We start from the raw sequence: 19,414 nt of genomic DNA, 5'->3' as shown, positions 1-19,414 counted from the left end.
AAGAGGATGCTCGGCGCGACGGCGTGTCGCGAAGCCTGCCCTTGCGATGGCGGCCCCAATGGTCCACCAATCCGCCGCATGAGCAGGGATCTTCTGACGACATGAGCGCCATTACATCCGCCCCGACCATTCCGAGCGACCGCCTGCTGAGGAACCGCGGTGCCGTGCGAGCATGGCTTTATGTCGTTCTGGTCGTGCTGTTCGCGCTGATCATGGTCGGTGGCGCCACCCGTATGACGGGCTCGGGGCTCTCCATCACCGAATGGAAACCTATCCACGGCGTCATCCCTCCACTCAACCAGGCGGAATGGCAGGAGGAGTTCGAGAAATACCAACAGATCCCGCAATACGAGCAGATCAACAAGGGCATGTCGCTCGAAGAGTTTAAGGGGATCTTCTGGTGGGAATGGGCGCATCGGTTGCTTGCGCGCGGCGTAGGGTTCCTTGTCGCTATCCCGCTCGCCTTCTTTTGGTTGACCGGCCGCCTTGAGAACCAACTCAAGCTTTCTCTCGTCGGGCTGCTTGCGCTCGGCGGTCTGCAAGGCGCGATCGGCTGGTGGATGGTGGCTTCGGGGCTGGCCGAGCGCGTCAGCGTCAGCCAATATCGGTTGGCTACCCATTTGACGCTCGCTTGCGTCATTGTCGTTGCCGTTGCCTACATCGCTCGTGGGCTCGCGACGTACTCCCAAGGGCCGGCAGGTCGCAACGTTCGGCGCGCCGCCGGTACTATGGTTTTTCTCATCCTGATCCAGATCTATCTCGGTGGCCTCGTCGCGGGGCTCCATGCCGGACTCAGCTACAATACCTGGCCGCTGATGGACGGGGCCATCATCCCCGGCGACCTCTTCGTCATGGATCCCGCATGGCGCAACCTTTTCGAGAACCCGAAAACGGTTCAGTTCCTCCATCGCATGTTCGCCTACACGCTTCTGGCCGTAGCCGCCTGGCACGCGCTTGCCACGGCGCGCGCCGAGCCGGCAAGCACGCATGCGCGACGGGCCTGGCTGCTGCTGGCCTTGATTCTCGTGCAGGCAGGCGTCGGCGTGGGCACTTTGCTGATGCAGGCGCATATGCACTGGGCGCTGCTGCATCAGGGTGTGGCCATGGTCGTGCTGATCTTCGCGACCGCCCATTGGCGTGGCGCAAAGGGTGCCTATCCGCTACCGGATATCTCCGGGGTCAGAAGCTGACGTCCCTTACGTCGCGGATCGCTGCGGCCACTGCCAGTTCGCGGGTTTCGTCCGCATCGTTGGCGTCTTCGTGGTGCCACGCAGCCGAAAGGCAGCCATAGGCCAGCGCATGGTCGAGCAACCTGCGTGGATCCTGTCTCAGCGTCGCGGAAAAGGTTTCCGCCATGCCGGCGATCCGCTTGGGATCGAGGCAGAGATCGTCGCGGTGGAGCGGGTTGTAGAACATGTTCGCCGCATCGAAACCCGGATCGCCGACCACGCCCTTTGGGTCGATGGCGAGCCAGCCACGCGGGCCATACATGATGTTCTCGTGGTGCAGGTCGCCATGGAGCGGGCGAACATCTGCGGGACTTGAGAGCAGATGTTCGGCGACGCCGGCGGCTTCCACATAGAGGCTGGCGTTTCCCGCATCCCTGTCGGCTTTCGCCTTTCGGAACAGGCTGGCGAAACGTTCGCGAAGCGGCTGCAGGTCGGAAGGGATGGAATGCCCCGACGGCGAGAGAAGCCTTGCCAAAACTTCGGCCGCTATTTCGGTCGCCGCCGGATCGCCCAGCGTGTCGAGGTCGTGTTGCAGCATTCTTTCGCCGGCATATTCCAGCAGCATTCTCTGACCGTCCATGCCGAGCAGCTTCACCGCCCCTTCACCGCGGCGCCACCGTAGCAGGTGGGCGCCGCGCAACTCATCCTCGACGTCGTCGAAGGGTTTGAGGTCCTTCACGATGGCGGGGTTGCCATCTTCCATAAGGACCTTCCAGATCCGGCTGGAAAACGTCTCGGTGACGAGAACGGGATTGGAAACCTTCCAGCGGTCGGGAAAGAGAGGAATTTGCTTCTGCATGATTGGTGATCCTGCGTGGCGCAACAAGAACGGCCGGTCTTGCCATACCGGCCGGTCGTGAACCTTCGTCAGATATATGAGCGCGAGCCGGCTCGCCCCGACATGCCGGTCTAGAGACCGAGCATCAAGTCCATGTTCTGGACTGCGGCTCCCGAGGCGCCCTTGCCGAGATTGTCGTAGACGGCGAGAAGCAGCGCCTGGGCACGCTTGTCATTGGCAAACACGTAGAGCTTCATCCGGTTAGTATCGTTGTACTGCTCCGGATTGATATCGGGGACGCGTTCGGTCGCGACGAAAGGCGCAACTTCGACGAAGCCGTTCTCGATTCCCGCATAATGATCGGCGATCGCCGCGTGGAGCTCCGCTCCTGTGGGTACCCGCTCGAGGGTGGCGAGTTGCAGGGGAACCACGGTGATCATGCCCTGCGCGAAATTGCCGACGGCCGGCTGCATCAGCGGGTCGCGCTGAAGCTTCGCATAGGTTTTCAGCTCGGGAACGTGCTTGTGCTGGAACGTGAGCCCGTAAGGCAGGAATTCCGGAGCGTCTTCGCCCTTGCCGACATAGTCTTCGACCATGGCGCGCCCGCCGCCGGAATAGCCGGAAATGCCGTTCATCGTAATGGGATAGTCGGCCGGAAGCAGCCCGGCCGAGATCAGCGGCCGAACCACGGCAATCGGCCCTTGCGGCCAGCAGCCCGGATTTGCGACCCGTTTGGCTGCCGAGACTGCGGCAGCCTGCTTCCTATCCATCTCGGGAAAGCCGTAAGCCCAGCCTTCCGCGACGCGATGCGCGGTCGAGGCATCGATGACCCTGGTTTGGTCGTTGGCGATAAGCGAAACGCTTTCCCGTGCCGCGTCGTCCGGCAGGCAAAGGATGGCGATATCGGCCGCATTGAGGAATTCCGCGCGTGCCGCCTGGTCCTTGCGGCGTTCGACGGGAACGGACAGCACGGTCAGGTCGTCGCGGCCGGCCAGACGGGTCCGGATCTGAAGGCCCGTGGTGCCGTGTTCGCCGTCGATGAAGACTTTCGGTTTCATGCCCGTCTTTCCCAGGATAGTCGCAGCAGCAAATAGGCGAGGCGGAAGCCGGAATCAATTCCGCATTGGGTGAATCTTGCCCGCCAGGGATGCCGGCTCAGCCGCGCGCCTTTCGTTCGGCGAGCAGGCCCAGATAGTGCATGGCGACGGTCGAGCCGGCGATCGCCGTGATGTCGGCGTGGTCGTAGGCCGGCGCGACCTCCACGACATCGGCGCCGACAATGTCGACCTTGGTCATCTGCCGCAGCACCGACAGGATCTTGGCGGAGGAGGGGCCGCCCGCGACAGGAGTGCCTGTACCCGGCGCAAATGCCGGGTCAAGACAGTCGATGTCGAAGGTGACGTAGGTCTTGCGCCCGTCCGTGCGCTCGGTGATCGCGTAGGCGATATCGGAGGCGCGCATCTCCTCGACATCGTGGCCGTGCAGGATCCTGATCCCGAAATCGTCCGGCGCATGGGTGCGGATACCGATCTGGATGGAACGATCGGGATCGATGACGCCTTCCCGCACGGCGCGCCCTACAAAGGAACCATGGTCGATGCGCTTGCCATCGTCGGGCCAGGTGTCCTGGTGGGCGTCGAACTGGACGAGCGCCAGCGGGCCGTGGATCGCGGCGTGAGCTTTCAGGATGGGCCAAGTGATGAAGTGGTCGCCTCCCAGCGAAAGCAGGAACGCGCCACTCTTCAGAATTTTCGCCGCCTCACGCTCGATGGTGGCCGGCGTCTTCTGGTGATTGCCGCTGTCCAAAAGGCAGTCGCCGTAATCGATGACGGCGAGATCCGCGAAAAGGTCGGCATTGAATGGATATTGCGGGTCGTTGTCGAAAATCGCCGACGCCCGGCGAATCGCCTGCGGCCCGAACCGGGCGCCGGGGCGGTTCGTCACGGCGGCATCGAACGGCACCCCCCACACCACCACGTCGGCGCCTTTGACGTTCTTGGTGAAACGCCGGCGCATGAAGGAGAGTGCCCCCGCATAGGTCGGATCGCCCGCCCGCCCCGTGTTCTTCGTCGCAGTGAAGGCATGATCGATCGACGATGACGGCATGCTGGATAACCCTCTCACTGTTTTGGGAGGCACACTTATTGGACATTCTCCCCGCGATTGCGACCCCTTTTGACAGGCCGTACTTGCCCGGAGCAAGTCACGACGCTGTCATGGGCAGCCGCTATCCCTCCCGGCGCAACATGTCAGCCATGGGTGATTCCGGTGCGCATGATCCGCTTCTCCGCCGTGCTCGGCCTGATGGCAGCCTTGCCCTGGATGCCGGCGTCGGCTCAATCGCGCGTTGAGGCCATCCGCGACCGGCTGCTCAACGCCAATCAGTGGCGGGACCATGTGATGGTGGTCGCCCACCGTGGCGGCGGGCTCCAAGCTGATAAGACGCGTTTTCCCGAGAACTCGATAGCGGCGGTCGAGGACGCCGTCAGGGTTGGAGCCGAGATGGTCGAACTCGATATCCAGAAATCGAAGGACGGCGTCTATGTCGTCTTTCACGACACCTGGCTCGACCGCAGCTCGAATTGCAAAGGGATCCTTGCGGAACGGACCCTTGAGGAACTCAAGTCCTGCCGGCTCGTGATCGAAGGAACCGGCGCGGTATCGGACGAGACCGTGCCGACGCTCGCCGAGATGCTCTCGGTCACGCGGGATCGGATCTTCGTCAATATCGACAACAAGCTCGACATCTTCGAACTTCCGGGCATCGTCGCCGTGGCGCGTGAATTAGGAATCGCCGACCAACTCGTCGTCAAGCAGAACCTCTGGAGCGCCGAAAGGATCGCGGAGGCGCGACGCATCGTCGAACGGATCGGCCCGGACGTGACCTTCATGCCGATCATTGCGGACGACGCCGTGCGGGACGTCGATTTCCTGGAAGCGGCGACGCAGGCCTTCTCGGCCGATGCTGTCGAGATGATCCATTGGCACGCCGCCGGGCAACCGATGACCGGAGATGGCGGGCCGCTGTTCGGTGCGCGCGCCCGGGCCGTCGCGGCCCGCGGCGATTGGCATCTCTGGGTGAATACATATGCCATCGCAAACAAGGCGGGTGGCATGCTTTCGGGCGGTCGTGGCGACGAGCTTGCCGTCGCGGCAGCCTTCCCGCGGGAAACCTATGGCTTCTGGGCCGAGCGCGGCGCCACGGTGATCCAGACCGACGAGCCAGGCGCTGCGATCGAGTGGCTCACGCTCAACGGTTATCGAAGGCCGTATGCTGACGTGCCGGCTCGGCACGCCGCGGCGGAATCGTCAGCCGAATGACAGCCATGAAAAAGGCCGCCCGGAGGCGGCCTGGTCGATTCTGCATCGCGATGGATGCCGGAAGCAATTAGCGCTTCGAGAACTGGAAGCTGCGGCGGGCCTTGGCCTTGCCGTACTTCTTACGCTCGACCGTACGGCTGTCGCGGGTGAGGAAGCCACCCTTCTTCAGCACACCGCGCAGAGCCGGCTCGTAGTAGGTGAGGGCCTTGGAGATGCCGTGGCGCACGGCGCCCGCCTGACCCGACAGGCCGCCGCCGGCGACCGTGGCGACGATGTCATACTGGCCGGTGCGGTTCGTGGCGACGATCGGTTGCTGAAGGATCATCTGGAGGACAGGGCGCGCGAAATAGGCGCTGAAATCCTTGTCGTTGATGACGATCTTGCCCGAGCCCGGCTTGACCCAGACGCGGGCAATGGCGTCCTTGCGCTTGCCGGTGGCGTAGGCCCGGCCGCTCTTGTCGAGCTTCTGGACATGAACCGGTGCGGCCGGCTGGGCCGCGGCAGTGGCGGCGCCGAGTTCTGCGAGCGAGGAAAGCTCAGCCATATTACTTAGCCCTCTTGTTCTTGGCGTTCAGCGCGCCGACGTCGAGCGTCTCGGGCTGCTGGGCGATGTGCGGATGTTCGGCGCCTGCATAGACGCGGAGGTTCTTCATCTGGCGACGGCCGAGCGGGCCGCGCGGGATCATACGCTCCACGGCCTTCTCGACGACCCGCTCGGGGAAGCGTCCCTCGATGATCTGGCGCGCGGTGCGTTCCTTGATGCCGCCGGGGTGGCCCGTGTGCCAGTAGTAGACCTTGTCGGTGTACTTCTTGCCGGTGAGGACAACCTTGTCGGCGTTGATGACGATGACGTTGTCGCCGTCGTCGACATGCGGCGTGTAGGTCGGCTTGTGCTTGCCGCGAAGACGATTGGCGACGATGGAGGCGAGGCGGCCGACGACGAGACCCTCGGCGTCGATGAGCACCCACTTCTTCACCACGTCCGCAGGCTTCTGCGAAAAGGTTTTCATGGTTCTGCTTTCTTTCGGGACCTTCCGGAGAAGGCGTTTCTTGTTGCTTCGATTGGCCTGTTGGGCAGGCCAAAAAGAAACCGCAGCTTTGTGAACCGCAGCGTCGAGCGGCTTATAGGAGAGGCGGAAACCGGCGTCAAGCTGGTATCATTTGCAAGCAGAGCAAGAAAGCTAGCAGAAACAGCAACTTAAGAAGATGGTATTATTTTACCTCAATTGTATCTTGCGCCTTCAGCCACTTGTCGTTCGGCGCGGCGGGATGGAGTAGGTCCCCGTCGCATGGGCGACGGTATGCCGATCCAGTCCGGCGACGATGTCGATGTCGTAGACCATCAGGCTCTTGCCGAGCTTCAGGATGCGGCAATGGCCGTCGATCGGCCCGGCTTCGGCCTTACGCATGAAGTTGATGTTGAGGTTGGTCGTCACCGACAGCGCGTCAGGCCCGGCATGAGACAGCACGCAGACATAGCCGCCGATGTCTGCCAGCGTGAAGAGGGACGGGCCTGAAACCGTTCCCCCTGGGCGCAGGTGCCGATGATCCGCATCGAGCCTCACTATGCAGCCCCCTGGGAAGACTTCGACCGCGCGGTAGGACGCAAAATCGTCGTTGAGCTGAGGGTAGACCCGTTTCAGCAGATCGTTGATTTCGTCTGCCGTCATTTGCGGGGTGAGTGCGGCCTGTATCGGCATGTCGTTTCCTGTCCTACGCCGGATCATTTTGCTTGCGGCATTGCGGCCAAGCCGCTTCCGTTTCCGTAAACGGAAGTCAGAAGACACATTTCCCGGCTGTTCTTCAACCCCGAGCGTGATAGACCGGTGACCGAACGTGAAGCCTTCTGGAGTCCCTACCATGGCCGAGATCGTCGCAATCAAGCGCAACCACGAGCAAGGGCTGGTGCATGCCGCGCTCGACGGCGGTATCTTGCGGCTGACGCTGGCCAACCCGCCAGCCAATGCGCTTTCGCTTGCTCTCATGGAGGCTTTGCAGCGCGAACTCGACGCGGCCCGTGATGACAAGGTGGTACGAGTTGTGGTCATCGCCGCGCCGGGCAAGGTGTTCTCGGCCGGTCACGACCTCAAGGAGATGACGGCACATCGTTCCGACCCGGACCGGGGCAGGGCCTTTTTCGAATTGACGATGGGGCGTTGTTCGGCGCTGATGCAGTCGATTGTCCGCCTGCCCAAGCCGGTGATCGCCGAGGTCAATGGTGTGGCGACCGCCGCAGGTTGTCAATTGGTCGCGAGCTGCGACCTTGCCATTGCCTCCAGCGAGGCCACCTTCGCGACGCCGGGCGTGAATATCGGCCTGTTCTGCTCGACCCCCATGGTTGCCTTGTCGCGCAATGTCTCGCGCAAGCATGCGATGGAGATGCTGCTGACTGGCGAGATGATCGATGCGACGACGGCCCGAGAGTTCGGGCTGGTCAACCGTGTGGTGCCGCCCGAATACCTGAATCAGGTTGTGACGAAATACGCCGAAACCATTGTTTCCAAATCGCCCTTGACGTTGAAGATCGGTAAGGAAGCCTTTTATGCCCAGGCCGAGATGGGCCTTTCCGATGCCTATGACTACGCCGCACGAGTGATGGTGGAGAACATGCTCGCCCGTGATGCCGAGGAAGGGATCGGAGCCTTCATCGGCAAGCGCAAGCCGGAATGGATCGGCGAATGAACATCCGCTCGGGTTAAGAATCGTCCGCTCCCGCTTACATGGCCAACATGAACCACGATCACTACGACAACGATTACATTGCCGGTATCCTCAATTCCGTAAAGACGGTCGCGGTGGTCGGCGCCTCGGCCAATGACGTGCGGCCGAGCTTCTTCGTGACGAAATATCTGATCGACAAGGGGTTCACGGTCTTCCCCGTGAATCCCGGCCAGGCCGGCAAGGAGATCGCCGGCCGCCTGGCCTACGCCAGGCTGTCCGACATTCCGGAAGCCATCGACATGGTCGATATCTTCCGCGCCTCCGACGCCGTTCCGCCGATCGTCGACGAGGCGCTGGCGCTCGATCCCCTGCCGAAAGTGATCTGGATGCAGCTTACCGTCCGCAACGACGAGGCCGCCGCCAAGGCGGAAGCCGCCGGCGTGAAGGTCGTGATGGATCGTTGCCCGAAGATCGAATATGGCCGCCTGTCCGGCGAGATCGGATGGAACGGCGTAAACAGCCGCGTCATTTCCGCGAAGAAACCCGTCATGCGGCAAGGCTTCCAGAGTTTCGGGGTACGGCAGCGATAGGCGAAAGCCTACTCCCTATCGGCTTTCTCCGAGCATTTTCTTCTTTGCATTCGCGCGCTGGCTCCGCCAAGAATGCCGCCGAACCAAAAGCCCCCTAGGGAGAGATGACATGTCGCAACGCGCACCAGGTTTCAACACGCTCGCCGTCCACGCCGGCGCCAAGCCGGATCCGGCGACCGGCGCTCGTGCCGTGCCGATCTACCAGACGACGTCCTACGTCTTCGACGATGCCGATCACGCCGCCTCGCTTTTCGGCCTGAAGGCCTTCGGCAATATCTACACGCGCATCATGAACCCGACACAGGCGGTGCTGGAGGAGCGCGTCGCGGCCCTCGAAGGCGGCACCGCGGGCCTCGCCACGGCTTCAGGCCATGCGGCCCAGCTTCTCGTGTTTCACAATCTGATGCGTCCCGGCGACAATTTCATTGCCGCGAAGAAACTCTATGGCGGTTCGATCAATCAGTTCGGCCATGCCTTCAAGAATTTCGGCTGGGAAGTGCGCTGGGCGGATCCCCAGAACATCGACGGTTTCGAGAGCCAGATCGACGACCGTACCCGCGCCATCTTCGTCGAAAGCCTGGCCAATCCCGGCGGCGAATTCGTCGACATCGAGGCGATCGGCAATATCGCGCGCAAGCATGGCCTGCCCTTCATCGTCGACAACACGCTGGCGACGCCTTATCTGCTGCGGCCGATCGAGCACGGCGCAGACATCGTCGTGCATTCGCTGACCAAGTTCATCGGCGGTCATGGCAATTCCATCGGCGGCATGATCGTCGACGGAGGTACCTTCGACTGGTCGAAATCCGGGAATTATCCGATGCTTTCAGAGCCTCGTCCCGAATATGGCGGCATGGTGTTGCATGAAACTTTCGGCAATTTCGCCTTCGCGATTGCCGCGCGCGTTCTGGGCCTGCGCGATTTCGGACCTGCCATTTCACCCTTCAACGCTTTCCTTATCCTGACCGGCCTGGAAACCCTGCCGCTGCGTATGCAGCGTCATTCGGACAATGCCAAGAACGTGGCGGAGTATCTGTCGAAGCACGCCAAGGTCGCCTGGGTGTCCTATGCCGGCCTGCCCGGAGACAAGAACCATACGCTCCAGCAGCGCTATTCGCCGCTGGGCGGCGGCGCGCTCTTCACCTTCGGTCTCAAGGGCGGCTACGATGCGGGCGTCAAGTTCGTCGAGGGGCTCGAGCTCTTCTCGCACCTCGCCAATATCGGCGACACCAAATCTCTCGTCATCCATCCGGCATCGACGACTCATCGCCAGCTTTCCGACGAACAGAAGATCGCGGCCGGCGCAGGACCGGAGGTCGTGCGGTTGTCGATCGGTATCGAGGATGTCGCCGATATCATCGCCGACCTCGAGCAGGCGCTGGCCAAGATCTGAACGACATGGCATGGAGGGCCGGATGCAGGAGCCTTCCATGTCATTCTTTGTCTCCATCGATATTTCCGCGGTCGAGCCGGAACACGGCGCGCCCGCGGAAGGCCGGCTGATCTCCGGACAGCCTCGCTTCACGACCTGGAATGTCGAGGAGGCAGAGGGCGGCCTTTATGCCGGTGTTTGGGAATCCACCCCCGGCAAATGGCGCATCGAGTATGACGAGTGGGAGTTCTGCCATGTCCTCTTCGGCGTTTCGGTCATAACCGAAGACGGCGGCGCTGCCCGGACGATCAAGGCCGGCGACAGCTTCGTGCTCAGACCTGGCTTCAAGGGAACCTGGGAAGTCCTTGAAACGACTCGCAAGGAATATGTGATCCGGCTGTAGGTGCGTCCTTCGAGGCTCGATAATCTGATGCGAAGCCTTACGCGCTCACGACCAGCCGCTCCAGCCCGTGGAAATGATAGGTGTCGCGGAAAATCGGTTCCTCGACGAGCCGCAGATCCGGCAGGCGGTCGAACAGCACCTTCAGCGCCGTCTGAAGCTCCAGTCGCGCAAGCGGCGCGCCGATGCAGAAATGGATACCTGCGCCGAACGAGACGTTCTTCTGATCGCTCCGGCCGGGATTGAAGGTTGCTGCATCCGCGAAAGCGATGGGATCGCGATTGGCCATGCCGAGCAACAGTGCGACCTGCTGGCCGGGCTTCAGGGCCAGTCCGTCGCCAAGGTCGATTTCGCCATAGGCGTAGCGCGTGAACATGTGCAGCGGTGCGTCGAAGCGCAGGCATTCCTCGACGGTCGCCGTCGTGGCTTCCGGCGACGCGAAGAAACGACCGGTATCGCTACCCTGAGCGAGGATCGTACGCACCGCGTTGCCCGTCTGGTGGACGGTCGCCTCATGGCCGGCATTGAGCAGCAGGATCGTCGACGAGATCAGTTCGTCCTCGGACAGTTTCTGGCCGCCCTCCTGGGCGGAGATCAGCAGGGACAGGAGATCGTCGCCGGGATTCTTGCGCCGTTCGGCTACGTAGCCACGGAGAAAATCCGAGAATTCCCGGGCAGCTCTGTCCGCCGCGTTTTCGGTCTCATGTGTCCGCCCATGCATGTACATAGCGACCATTTTGTGGGACCAATCGAGCAATCGCGGCCCCATTTCCACGGGCACCCCCAGCATTTCGGCGATGATGGTGATCGGCAGAGGGGAGGCGAAGGCCGGCAGCAGATCAACCTCCCTGCCGAAGCTGTCGATCAATTCGTTCGCCAATTTCTCGATGCGCGGCTTCAGTCTTTCGACCTGGCGCGAGACGAAGGCGCGATTGACCAATGTCCTCAATCTCGTATGGGCCGGCGGTTCCAGTTCGAGCATCGAATTTGCTTCGACGCCGTCGAAATGGGCAAGGTGCGAGCGATCGCCGCGGTAACCCTGGTCGTCGGCCGCACCCGCCGGCTTCTCGCGCCCGAAGCGGCGGTCGCGCAGCAGACGGTTGACGTCGTCATAGCCGCCGAGGCACCAGAAACCGTAATCCTCCCAAAAGAAGGCGGGGCTTGCCCCGTGCAGCCATGAGTAGGCCTCATAAGGGTTCTGCACGAAACGCGGCTCGTGCGGGTCGAGACGAACGTGCCGCGTGACAGGGTCGAAGGAAAGGTAAGGCGGAGGCGGGGAGAGGTCGGTCATGGCCGCTTCTCTAGCCCGCCTTGCCAATGCCTTTCCAGACCGTATGTTCACGTGGCTCGAAAACGCTGGAGATCCCCATGAGAATAGCTGTCGTCGGGGCGGGTATTGCCGGCCTGTCCACTGCCTGGGCGTTGGTCAAGCGTGGTCATCAGGTGACGCTGATCGAGCAGGGATCGATCCCCAACCCACTCGCCGCTTCAGGCGACCATCACCGGATCATCCGCCGCGCCTATGGTGCTGCAGCCGGTTACGGCCGCCTGATCACGCAGGCGTATCGGGCATGGGATGAAATGTGGGCGGATCTCGGCCGGAGCCATCTGGATCCGCGCGGTTTTCTCTGTGTTTCCCGCGAGCCAGGCGACGATGCTCAGAAATTGCGAGAGGGGCTGGAGACGGGTGGCTACCTGTTCGATCTCTTCGATCCGCAGGCTGCGGTGGAGCGCTGGCCGTTCCTCGAGTCCGGATCGTTCCGCTACGCTTTCTTCTCCAAGGAAGGTGGCGCGCTGCATTGCCGGAAGATCGCGGTCGACCTCGTCGCCTGGCTGAGGAGCAGAGGGGCCGACGTTTACGAAAACAGCAAGGTCACCGCGATCGACCTCGACGAGGGCCGGGTGACGCTGGCGCAGGGGGGCACCATCCTCGGGGACCGGGTTGTCGTTGCGGCGGGAGCCTGGGTGTTGAAGCTGTTTCCCGAACTCGACGGGACGCTGAAGACCTACAGGACGGCGCTCGCCTATGCCGAACCTCCGGCCGATCTTCGGGAGGCATGGGAAAGGGCGCCTGTCATCCTGGATGTCGGTGGGCGTGTCGACGGCTACATGATCCCGCCCTCGGGCGGGGCGGGCATGAAGTTCGGCTCCGGCCTGCACAAAGTCCCGACGAGCGACGCCGACTGGAACAGGCTTCCGGTCGAAGGCGAGGGCGAGGCGATCCGCAACCTCTTCCAGCCGCCCATCGCCCGCGTCCGGGAATACAGGATTACCGAGGTGGTGACCTGTGCCTACACCTTTACCGAGGACGAACGGTTCATGGGCGTCGAGAAGGGCAAGTGCCTGATCATATCGGCCTGCTCGGGCCATGGCTACAAATTCGGCGCCGCGGTCGGGCGCCGCGTGGCCGAAGCGATAGACGACGGCGACATTGCCGGACTGAAAGCCTGGTTGAGAGCCGAGACTGTTTAGGCGTCGTTGAAACCAGGCACTCCGTCGGCCTTGCGCAGGGTGGAGGCCGCGTCCTATTTATCAGGTGAGCATCTCAATACGATTCCGCGTCTACGCGCCGGAATCCCGTCAAAGGGACAGTTTATGAAGCACCCCGTCGAAACCTATATGAACCTCGTGCCGATGGTGGTCGAACAGACCAACCGCGGCGAGCGGGCCTTCGACATCTTCTCACGCCTTCTCAAGGAACGGATCATTTTCATCACGGGTCCGGTCGAAGACGGCATGGCGACTCTGGTCTGCGCCCAGCTACTCTTCCTCGAGGCCGAAAACCCGAAAAAGGAAATCTCACTTTATATCAATTCGCCGGGCGGCGTAGTGACGTCGGGCATGGCGATTTACGACACGATGCAGTTCATCAAGCCACCGGTATCGACGCTTTGCGTCGGCCAGGCCGCGTCGATGGGGTCGCTGCTTCTGTGTGCCGGCCACAAGGATATGCGCTTTGCGACGCCGAATGCGCGCATTATGGTCCATCAGCCTTCCGGCGGTTTCCAGGGGCAGGCTTCCGACATCGAGCGGCACGCGCAGGACATCATAAAGATGAAGCGTCGGCTGAACGAGGTCTACGTGAAGCACACCGGACGCGACTACGACACCATCGAAAAGACGCTCGATCGTGACCATTTCATGACAGCCGACGAGGCGAAGGATTTTGGCATTATCGACAAGGTCTACACCTCGCGGGAAGCCGCGGAGACCGGGGTCGCGGTGGCTTGATCCTCGGTTGCTACGAAAGAATGACGCTTTTTTGAGACACTCTGCGTCATTTCTGTCACAATTTGCTGTTCCCTCCGCGATTGCCACGGCCTACGTTAAGCCTATGTTGAGTTTCGACGGCTTAGCGTAATGTTGGGGCAGTCGCAGATCATTGCAGCGATTTCTGGTATGTGCTGTTACGGAATACCAGCGCGTGCCAGCTTCTGGCGCCGGCGGTTTTCCGCCACGGACTTGCTATCCGCCCATCCTGCTTCGGCGAAACGGATGGCAGTGAAAGGACTTGAACAAGATGAGTAAGGTCAGCAACAGCGGCGGCGATTCCAAGAATACGCTCTATTGCTCCTTTTGCGGCAAGAGCCAGCACGAGGTTCGCAAGCTGATCGCCGGTCCTACGGTGTTCATCTGCGACGAGTGCGTCGAGCTTTGCATGGACATCATCCGCGAGGAGAACAAGACCTCGATGGTGAAGTCGCGCGAGGGCGTGCCGACCCCGCAGGAGATCCTGAAGGTTCTCGACGACTACGTGATCGGCCAACCCTACGCCAAGCGCGTGCTTTCGGTTGCCGTCCACAACCACTACAAGCGGCTGGCCCATGCCAGCAAGAACAACGACGTCGAACTGGCGAAGTCGAACATACTGCTGATCGGCCCGACCGGCTGCGGCAAGACGCTGCTGGCGCAGACGCTCGCCCGCATCATCGACGTTCCCTTCACCATGGCCGACGCGACAACCCTAACCGAGGCGGGTTATGTCGGCGAGGATGTCGAGAACATCATTCTCAAGCTGCTGCAGGCCGCCGACTACAATGTCGAGCGCGCACAGCGCGGCATCGTCTACATCGACGAGATCGACAAGATCAGCCGCAAGTCGGACAATCCCTCGATCACGCGTGACGTGTCGGGTGAGGGCGTTCAGCAGGCTTTGCTGAAGATCATGGAAGGCACTGTCGCCTCGGTGCCTCCGCAGGGGGGCAGGAAGCACCCGCAGCAGGAATTCCTGCAAGTGGACACCGCCAACATACTCTTTATCTGCGGTGGCGCCTTCGCCGGCCTGGACAAGATCATCTCCGACCGCGGTCGCAAGACCTCGATCGGTTTCAGCGCTACGGTCGCCTCGCCTGAGGATCGCCGCACCGGCGAGCTCTTCCGGCAGGTCGAGCCGGAGGATCTCCTGAAATTCGGTCTCATCCCCGAATTCGTCGGCCGGCTCCCGGTCCTGGCGACGCTCGAGGACCTCGATGAAGCCGCGCTGATCCAGATTCTGACGGAGCCGAAGAACGCGCTGGTCAAGCAGTATCAGCGGCTGTTCGAGATGGAGAATGTGGAGCTGACCTTCCACGAGAACGCGCTTTCGGCGATCGCCAAGAGGGCGATCGAGCGCAAGACCGGCGCGCGCGGCCTGCGGTCGATCATGGAAGCTATTCTGCTCGACACGATGTTCGAACTGCCGGCGCTGGAAGGGGTGCAGGAAGTGGTGATCTCCGAGGAGGTCGTCTCCGGCAACGCCCGCCCTCTCTATATCTACGCCGAGAAGGAAAAGGGCAGCGTCAGCGCCTGACGACCCGGAACTCTGCGGTCCGCGGGGTGTGCAGCGCAAGGCGTTGCCGCCCCGCAACCATGTCCGCGGACCGGTTGCCGCAGCGTGACAGCCCTTTTGGCGAGGTGTCTACCTCTTGACCTTTGCCACCTCAGCATCCACCTAACACTGCGAGGTTGGGGCCTACTCCGTGCTAAATCAAAGCGTCACATTGGGCGATAGGCGGAACGGTTTGCGACCGTTATGATGAGATTCGCGGCCGGCCTAAGTGCGACTGCGAAATGAAAGGTAAGACAATGGCCAAGCTACCCCGGTCTTCCAGCGACGGTGTGTTCGCGGTCCTTCCGCTGCGCGACATTGTGGTGTTCCCGCATATGATCGTGCCGCTCTTCGTGGGGCGCGAGAAGTCCATCAAGGCGCTGGAAGAGGTGATGGGGGCGGAAAAGCAGATTCTGCTCGCTACCCAGATGAATGCAGCTGACGACGATCCGGAGCCCGACGCGATCTATGACGTCGGCACCCTCGCGAATGTGCTGCAGTTGCTGAAGCTCCCGGACGGAACGGTCAAGGTTCTCGTCGAGGGAACGGCGCGCGCCAAGATTTCCAGCTTCACCGATCGTGCCGAGTTCCACGAGGCCAAGGCCGAGATCCTCGCCGAGCCCGAGGAAGACGAGGTCGAGATCGAGGCGCTTGCGCGCTCCGTGATCTCGGACTTCGAGAACTATGTGAAGCTCAACAAGAAGATCTCCCCCGAAGTGGTTGGCGCAGCCAGCCAGATCGACGATTACTCCAAGCTCGCCGATACGGTCGCTTCGCATCTCGCGATCAAGATCACCGAGAAGCAGGAGATGCTGGGCACGCTCTCCGTCAAGGAGCGCCTGGAAAAGGCCATGGGCTTCATGGAGGCAGAGATCTCCGTGCTCCAGGTTGAGAAGCGCATCCGCTCCCGCGTGAAGCGCCAGATGGAGAAGACCCAGCGCGAGTACTACCTCAACGAGCAGATGAAGGCCATCCAGAAGGAGCTCGGCGAGGGCGAGGACGGCCGCGACGAGGCGGCCGAGATCGAGGAGCGCATCAAGAAGACGAAGCTCACCAAGGAGGCCCGCGAGAAGGCGGAGGCCGAGCTGAAGAAGCTCCGGACCATGTCGCCGATGTCGGCCGAGGCCACGGTGGTGCGCAACTATCTCGATTGGCTGCTCTCGATCCCCTGGGGCAAGAACTCCAAGGTTCGGCACGATCTCGATTTCGCCCAGGACGTTCTCGACAAGGACCATTACGGTCTCGAGAAGGTCAAGGACCGCATCGTCGAATATCTCGCCGTGCAGAGCCGCCAGAAGAAGCTGAAGGGGCCGATCCTTTGCCTCGTTGGCCCTCCCGGCGTCGGCAAGACCTCGCTCGGCAAGTCGATCGCCAACGCGACCGGCCGCGAGTTCATCCGCATGGCGCTGGGCGGTGTGCGTGACGAGGCCGAGATCCGCGGTCACCGTCGCACTTATATCGGCTCGATGCCCGGCAAGATCATCCAGTCGATGAAGAAGGCTAAGAAGTCCAATCCGCTCTTCCTGCTCGACGAGATCGACAAGATGGGCATGGACTTCCGCGGCGATCCGTCCTCAGCCCTGCTCGAGGTGCTGGATCCCGAACAGAATGCCACGTTCATGGATCACTATCTGGAGGTCGAATACGACCTGTCTGGCGTGATGTTCGTGACGACGGCGAATACGCTGAACATTCCACCGGCCCTGATGGACCGTATGGAGATCATCCGTATCGCCGGCTACACCGAGGACGAAAAGGTGGAGATCGCCAAGCGGCATCTGCTGTCCAAGGCCATTCGCGATCACGCATTGCAGCCGAAGGAGTTCTCGGTCAGCGACGAGGCGCTGCGGGAGGTCATCAGGACCTACACTCGTGAGGCCGGTGTTCGTAGCCTTGAACGCGAGCTGATGAAGCTCGCCCGCAAGGCCGTGACGGAGATCCTGCGGACGAAGAAGAAGTCGGTGAAGATCACGCCCGCGAACCTGTCGGATTATCTCGGCGTGCCGCGGTTCCGCTTCGGCCAGGTCGAGTCGGACGATCAGGTTGGTGTGGTCACGGGCCTTGCCTGGACGGAGGTCGGCGGCGAGTTGCTGACGATCGAAGGTGTCATGATGCCCGGCAAGGGCCGCATGACTGTCACCGGTAACCTGAAGGACGTGATGAAGGAATCGATCTCGGCGGCGGCCTCCTATGTCCGTTCTCGGGCCATCGATTTCGGCATCGAGCCGCCCTTCTTCGACAAGCGCGACATCCACGTGCACGTCCCCGAAGGCGCGACTCCGAAGGATGGGCCGTCGGCCGGCGTGGCGATGGCGACCGCCATCGTTTCGGTGCTGACCGGCATTCCGGTGCGTGCCGACGTGGCGATGACAGGCGAGATCACGTTGCGTGGTCGCGTCCTGCCGATCGGTGGCCTGAAAGAGAAGCTGCTCGCCGCTCTCCGTGGCGGCATCAAGAAGGTGCTGATCCCCGAGGACAACGTTAAGGATCTCGCCGAGATCCCCGACAATGTGAAGAGCGGGCTGGAAATCATCCCGGTCTCGAGGGTCGGCGAGGTGCTTCGCCACGCGCTGGTGCGCATGCCTGAGCCCATCGAGTGGGTCGAGCCGACGGAGGGCCCCGCCACCAAGCCGGAAACCGGCGACGAGGCCGGAGCGCAGACCCTCGCCCACTAACGGCGCGTGTCAGTTGCAAAAATCGAAAAGCCGGGCCTTCGTGCCCGGCTTTTCTGTGAAAAAGCCCGGAAATCCGCCATTTTTCTTCAGCCAAAGGATTTTTCCGGCTTGTCGGCGGTTTACTTCTTTCTAGAGTCCGTCTTCTGCCGGTTGAGTCGATTGTCCCGGTATTCTCATAGAAGGGAAGTTTTATGAACAAGAACGAACTCGTGTCCGCCGTCGCCGAAGCAGCGAAGATTTCCAAGGGCGACGCACAGTCGGCGGTCGACGCGGTATTTTCTGTCATCTCCGGAGAGCTGAAGAAGGGTGGGGATGTCCGTCTCGTGGGCTTTGGGAATTTCAGCGTGACGAAGCGTGCTGCTTCGACCGGCCGTAACCCGCAGACCGGCGCCGAGGTCCAGATCCCGGCGCGCAACGTGCCGAAGTTCTCGGCCGGCAAGGGTCTGAAGGACGCCGTCAACTAAGCAGGATTGACACTGCTATGTGCCGAAAAGCCGGGGCTCGCTCCGGCTTTTCTGTTTCTGGGTCGTCGGATTCCCGCTGAGAAGTAGGGGCCGCAATTTGGTCTGCGCACAATTGATCCCGTGCCTTCCCTCACAACCAGTAAGTTTTGGGATTATGAGCGCCAGATGGGTGTGGGCGTCGAGTAGCCCCGCTTCCTGGATGTGGCTCGATACTTGACGTATGTCGCCTCGAAGGGATTCGCAGTAGTTTCGGCCAGAGCTGCGATTCTGACCGAATGCAGCGCTTCACTTCGCCTCGGAGCACGACAGAGAGCCCGGTCCGGGATGCCGGCCTAAATTCGATGACGGATTCGGAGAACTGTGTCCGCCTCTCGTCTGTAGCGTGGATTTCGAACAGCCTGGGCGGCGAATGGTGGGCGATGAGAGACTCGAACTCCCGACATCTTCGGTGTAAACGAAGCGCTCTACCAACTGAGCTAATCGCCCGACGCGTGGCGGACGTTTAAGCGGTTCGGATCGCGATCGCAAGGGCAAATCGCGTTGGTCGGCGGAGCTGCCGCAGCGGCACGAAGGGGTTTGAAAAAACCTTGCACGACAACGCGAAAAAGCTGCTTCGACACGCTTGACACTCCACGGCGAACCCCTTATCCAGCCGCCAACGACGACATGAGTTCCTCTTGAAGTCGGTGCGCGGGTGTAGCTCAGTCGGTTAGAGTGCCGGCCTGTCACGCCGGAGGTCGCGGGTTCGAGCCCCGTCACTCGCGCCATTTCGAAGCCTCAGGGAGCTTCTGCCTGTAAGCCTCAGCCTTCCAACGATCGCTCTTGCTCAGCCATGGGCGGAGACGAGTAATCGTCGCCGACGAGCACTCGCGCCTCGCGAGCGGCTTCGACGAATGCCTCTCGTGCGGCATCGCTGGGTGCGTCGCCATTAATCGCGGCAAGGCACTCGCGCAACGCAGCGCGATGCTTTGCGCTGCCCTTTTCGCGCCAGTTGCCGTTCAGAAGATCAAGTGCCTGGCGAGCGCTGAAGACGTGTTGAATGTCACCGATGATGCCGACCGCGACCGGCACCGATGTGGAGAACCAACCATCGATCATTGGCGAGATCTCCTCTGGG

The 19,414-nt window shown here is 61.8% G+C and carries 19 protein-coding genes and 2 tRNA genes; 12 read left to right on the top strand and 9 right to left on the bottom strand.

The window, feature by feature from the left end; translation table 11 throughout:
- Nucleotides 1-101: 101 nt before the first annotated feature.
- Nucleotides 102-1,190, top strand: coding sequence for a COX15/CtaA family protein (locus tag ACCO56_RS10400; RefSeq protein WP_433640311.1), 1,089 nt, complete (start codon nucleotides 102-104; stop codon nucleotides 1,188-1,190).
- Here ACCO56_RS10400 and ACCO56_RS10395 read toward each other — a convergent pair.
- The 3 genes from ACCO56_RS10395 to speB all read right to left on the bottom strand — a co-directional run bounded on the left by ACCO56_RS10395 (nucleotide 1,180) and on the right by speB (nucleotide 4,113).
- Nucleotides 1,180-2,028, bottom strand: coding sequence for an aminoglycoside phosphotransferase family protein (locus ACCO56_RS10395; RefSeq protein WP_433640309.1), 849 nt, complete (start codon nucleotides 2,026-2,028; stop codon nucleotides 1,180-1,182). The two genes, ACCO56_RS10400 and ACCO56_RS10395, sit on opposite strands and share 11 nt — an antisense overlap.
- Before the next feature lie 110 nt (nucleotides 2,029-2,138).
- The gene (gene argC / locus ACCO56_RS10390) at nucleotides 2,139-3,065 is read right to left on the bottom strand and encodes an N-acetyl-gamma-glutamyl-phosphate reductase (RefSeq protein WP_433640307.1); all 927 of its coding nucleotides are present in this window, start codon (nucleotides 3,063-3,065) and stop codon (nucleotides 2,139-2,141) included.
- A gap of 97 nt (nucleotides 3,066-3,162) precedes the next feature.
- A complete protein-coding gene (gene speB / locus ACCO56_RS10385) occupies nucleotides 3,163-4,113 on the bottom strand; it encodes an agmatinase (RefSeq protein ID WP_433640305.1) in 951 nt (316 codons plus the stop codon).
- A gap of 168 nt (nucleotides 4,114-4,281) precedes the next feature.
- Here speB and ACCO56_RS10380 point away from each other — a divergent pair, with 168 nt between their 5' ends.
- Nucleotides 4,282-5,328, top strand: a complete 1,047-nt coding sequence (locus tag ACCO56_RS10380; protein ID WP_433640304.1) for a glycerophosphodiester phosphodiesterase family protein — start codon at nucleotides 4,282-4,284, stop codon at nucleotides 5,326-5,328.
- Nucleotides 5,329-5,395: 67 nt separating this feature from the next.
- On the opposite strand, the gene rpsI is transcribed toward ACCO56_RS10380, so the two are convergent.
- The 3 genes from rpsI to ACCO56_RS10365 all read right to left on the bottom strand — a co-directional run bounded on the left by rpsI (nucleotide 5,396) and on the right by ACCO56_RS10365 (nucleotide 7,028).
- A complete protein-coding gene (gene rpsI, locus ACCO56_RS10375) occupies nucleotides 5,396-5,872 on the bottom strand; it encodes a 30S ribosomal protein S9 (RefSeq protein ID WP_433640302.1) in 477 nt (158 codons plus the stop codon).
- A 1-nt stretch (nucleotide 5,873) separates the two neighbouring features.
- Nucleotides 5,874-6,338, bottom strand: coding sequence for a 50S ribosomal protein L13 (rplM, locus tag ACCO56_RS10370; protein WP_433640301.1), 465 nt, complete (start codon nucleotides 6,336-6,338; stop codon nucleotides 5,874-5,876).
- A gap of 231 nt (nucleotides 6,339-6,569) precedes the next feature.
- Nucleotides 6,570-7,028 (bottom strand): PaaI family thioesterase, encoded by a 459-nt coding sequence (locus ACCO56_RS10365; RefSeq protein ID WP_433640299.1) that lies wholly within the window; start codon nucleotides 7,026-7,028, stop codon nucleotides 6,570-6,572.
- A gap of 160 nt (nucleotides 7,029-7,188) precedes the next feature.
- Between ACCO56_RS10365 and ACCO56_RS10360 the strand changes: the two genes are divergently transcribed.
- The 4 genes from ACCO56_RS10360 (at nucleotide 7,189) to ACCO56_RS10345 (ending at nucleotide 10,354) form a co-directional block, all read left to right on the top strand.
- A complete protein-coding gene (locus ACCO56_RS10360; RefSeq protein WP_433640297.1) occupies nucleotides 7,189-8,010 on the top strand; it encodes an enoyl-CoA hydratase in 822 nt (273 codons plus the stop codon).
- 47 nt (nucleotides 8,011-8,057) lie between these two features.
- Entirely contained in the window at nucleotides 8,058-8,579 is a 522-nt protein-coding gene (locus tag ACCO56_RS10355; protein ID WP_433640877.1) for a CoA-binding protein, read from the top strand.
- Between the two features lie 109 nt (nucleotides 8,580-8,688).
- Nucleotides 8,689-9,972 carry an O-acetylhomoserine aminocarboxypropyltransferase gene (locus ACCO56_RS10350; protein WP_433640295.1) on the top strand — a complete coding sequence of 428 codons (1,284 nt, stop codon included), beginning with the start codon at nucleotides 8,689-8,691 and terminating at the stop codon, nucleotides 9,970-9,972.
- A gap of 37 nt (nucleotides 9,973-10,009) precedes the next feature.
- Nucleotides 10,010-10,354 carry a cupin domain-containing protein gene (locus ACCO56_RS10345; protein ID WP_433640294.1) on the top strand — a complete coding sequence of 115 codons (345 nt, stop codon included), beginning with the start codon at nucleotides 10,010-10,012 and terminating at the stop codon, nucleotides 10,352-10,354.
- A 37-nt stretch (nucleotides 10,355-10,391) separates the two neighbouring features.
- Here ACCO56_RS10345 and ACCO56_RS10340 read toward each other — a convergent pair whose 3' ends face one another.
- Nucleotides 10,392-11,642 (bottom strand): cytochrome P450, encoded by a 1,251-nt coding sequence (locus tag ACCO56_RS10340; RefSeq protein ID WP_433640292.1) that lies wholly within the window; start codon nucleotides 11,640-11,642, stop codon nucleotides 10,392-10,394.
- Nucleotides 11,643-11,719: 77 nt separating this feature from the next.
- On the opposite strand from ACCO56_RS10340, the gene ACCO56_RS10335 reads away from it, so the two are divergent.
- The 5 genes from ACCO56_RS10335 (at nucleotide 11,720) to ACCO56_RS10315 (ending at nucleotide 18,297) form a co-directional block, all read left to right on the top strand.
- On the top strand, nucleotides 11,720-12,823 hold the full coding sequence (locus ACCO56_RS10335) for an NAD(P)/FAD-dependent oxidoreductase (RefSeq protein ID WP_433640291.1): 1,104 nt from the start codon (nucleotides 11,720-11,722) through the stop codon (nucleotides 12,821-12,823).
- Nucleotides 12,824-12,946: 123 nt separating this feature from the next.
- Nucleotides 12,947-13,582, top strand: coding sequence for an ATP-dependent Clp protease proteolytic subunit (locus ACCO56_RS10330; RefSeq protein WP_433640289.1), 636 nt, complete (start codon nucleotides 12,947-12,949; stop codon nucleotides 13,580-13,582).
- Between the two features lie 289 nt (nucleotides 13,583-13,871).
- Nucleotides 13,872-15,140: an ATP-dependent Clp protease ATP-binding subunit ClpX gene (clpX, locus tag ACCO56_RS10325; protein WP_433640287.1), complete on the top strand. Its 1,269-nt coding sequence runs from the start codon at nucleotides 13,872-13,874 to the stop codon at nucleotides 15,138-15,140.
- 275 nt (nucleotides 15,141-15,415) lie between these two features.
- Nucleotides 15,416-17,833 (top strand): endopeptidase La, encoded by a 2,418-nt coding sequence (gene lon, locus ACCO56_RS10320; RefSeq protein WP_433640286.1) that lies wholly within the window; start codon nucleotides 15,416-15,418, stop codon nucleotides 17,831-17,833.
- Between the two features lie 191 nt (nucleotides 17,834-18,024).
- Complete coding sequence (locus ACCO56_RS10315) at nucleotides 18,025-18,297, top strand: HU family DNA-binding protein (protein WP_433640284.1); 273 nt, start codon at nucleotides 18,025-18,027, stop codon at nucleotides 18,295-18,297.
- Between the two features lie 410 nt (nucleotides 18,298-18,707).
- Here ACCO56_RS10315 and ACCO56_RS10310 read toward each other — a convergent pair.
- Nucleotides 18,708-18,783, bottom strand: a tRNA-Val gene (locus ACCO56_RS10310).
- 204 nt (nucleotides 18,784-18,987) lie between these two features.
- On the opposite strand from ACCO56_RS10310, the gene ACCO56_RS10305 reads away from it, so the two are divergent.
- Nucleotides 18,988-19,064, top strand: a tRNA-Asp gene (locus ACCO56_RS10305).
- Nucleotides 19,065-19,098: 34 nt separating this feature from the next.
- On the opposite strand, the gene ACCO56_RS10300 is transcribed toward ACCO56_RS10305, so the two are convergent.
- Nucleotides 19,099-19,395 (bottom strand): DUF982 domain-containing protein, encoded by a 297-nt coding sequence (locus ACCO56_RS10300; protein ID WP_433640282.1) that lies wholly within the window; start codon nucleotides 19,393-19,395, stop codon nucleotides 19,099-19,101.
- Nucleotides 19,396-19,414: the final 19 nt, after the last annotated feature.

Origin of the sequence: Mesorhizobium sp. 1B3 (assembly GCF_050958605.1) — a bacterium.
Classification (GTDB): Bacteria; Pseudomonadota; Alphaproteobacteria; order Rhizobiales; family Rhizobiaceae.
Note: the sequence above shows the minus strand (reverse complement) of the source record. Positions and strands in the feature narration are given on the sequence as shown.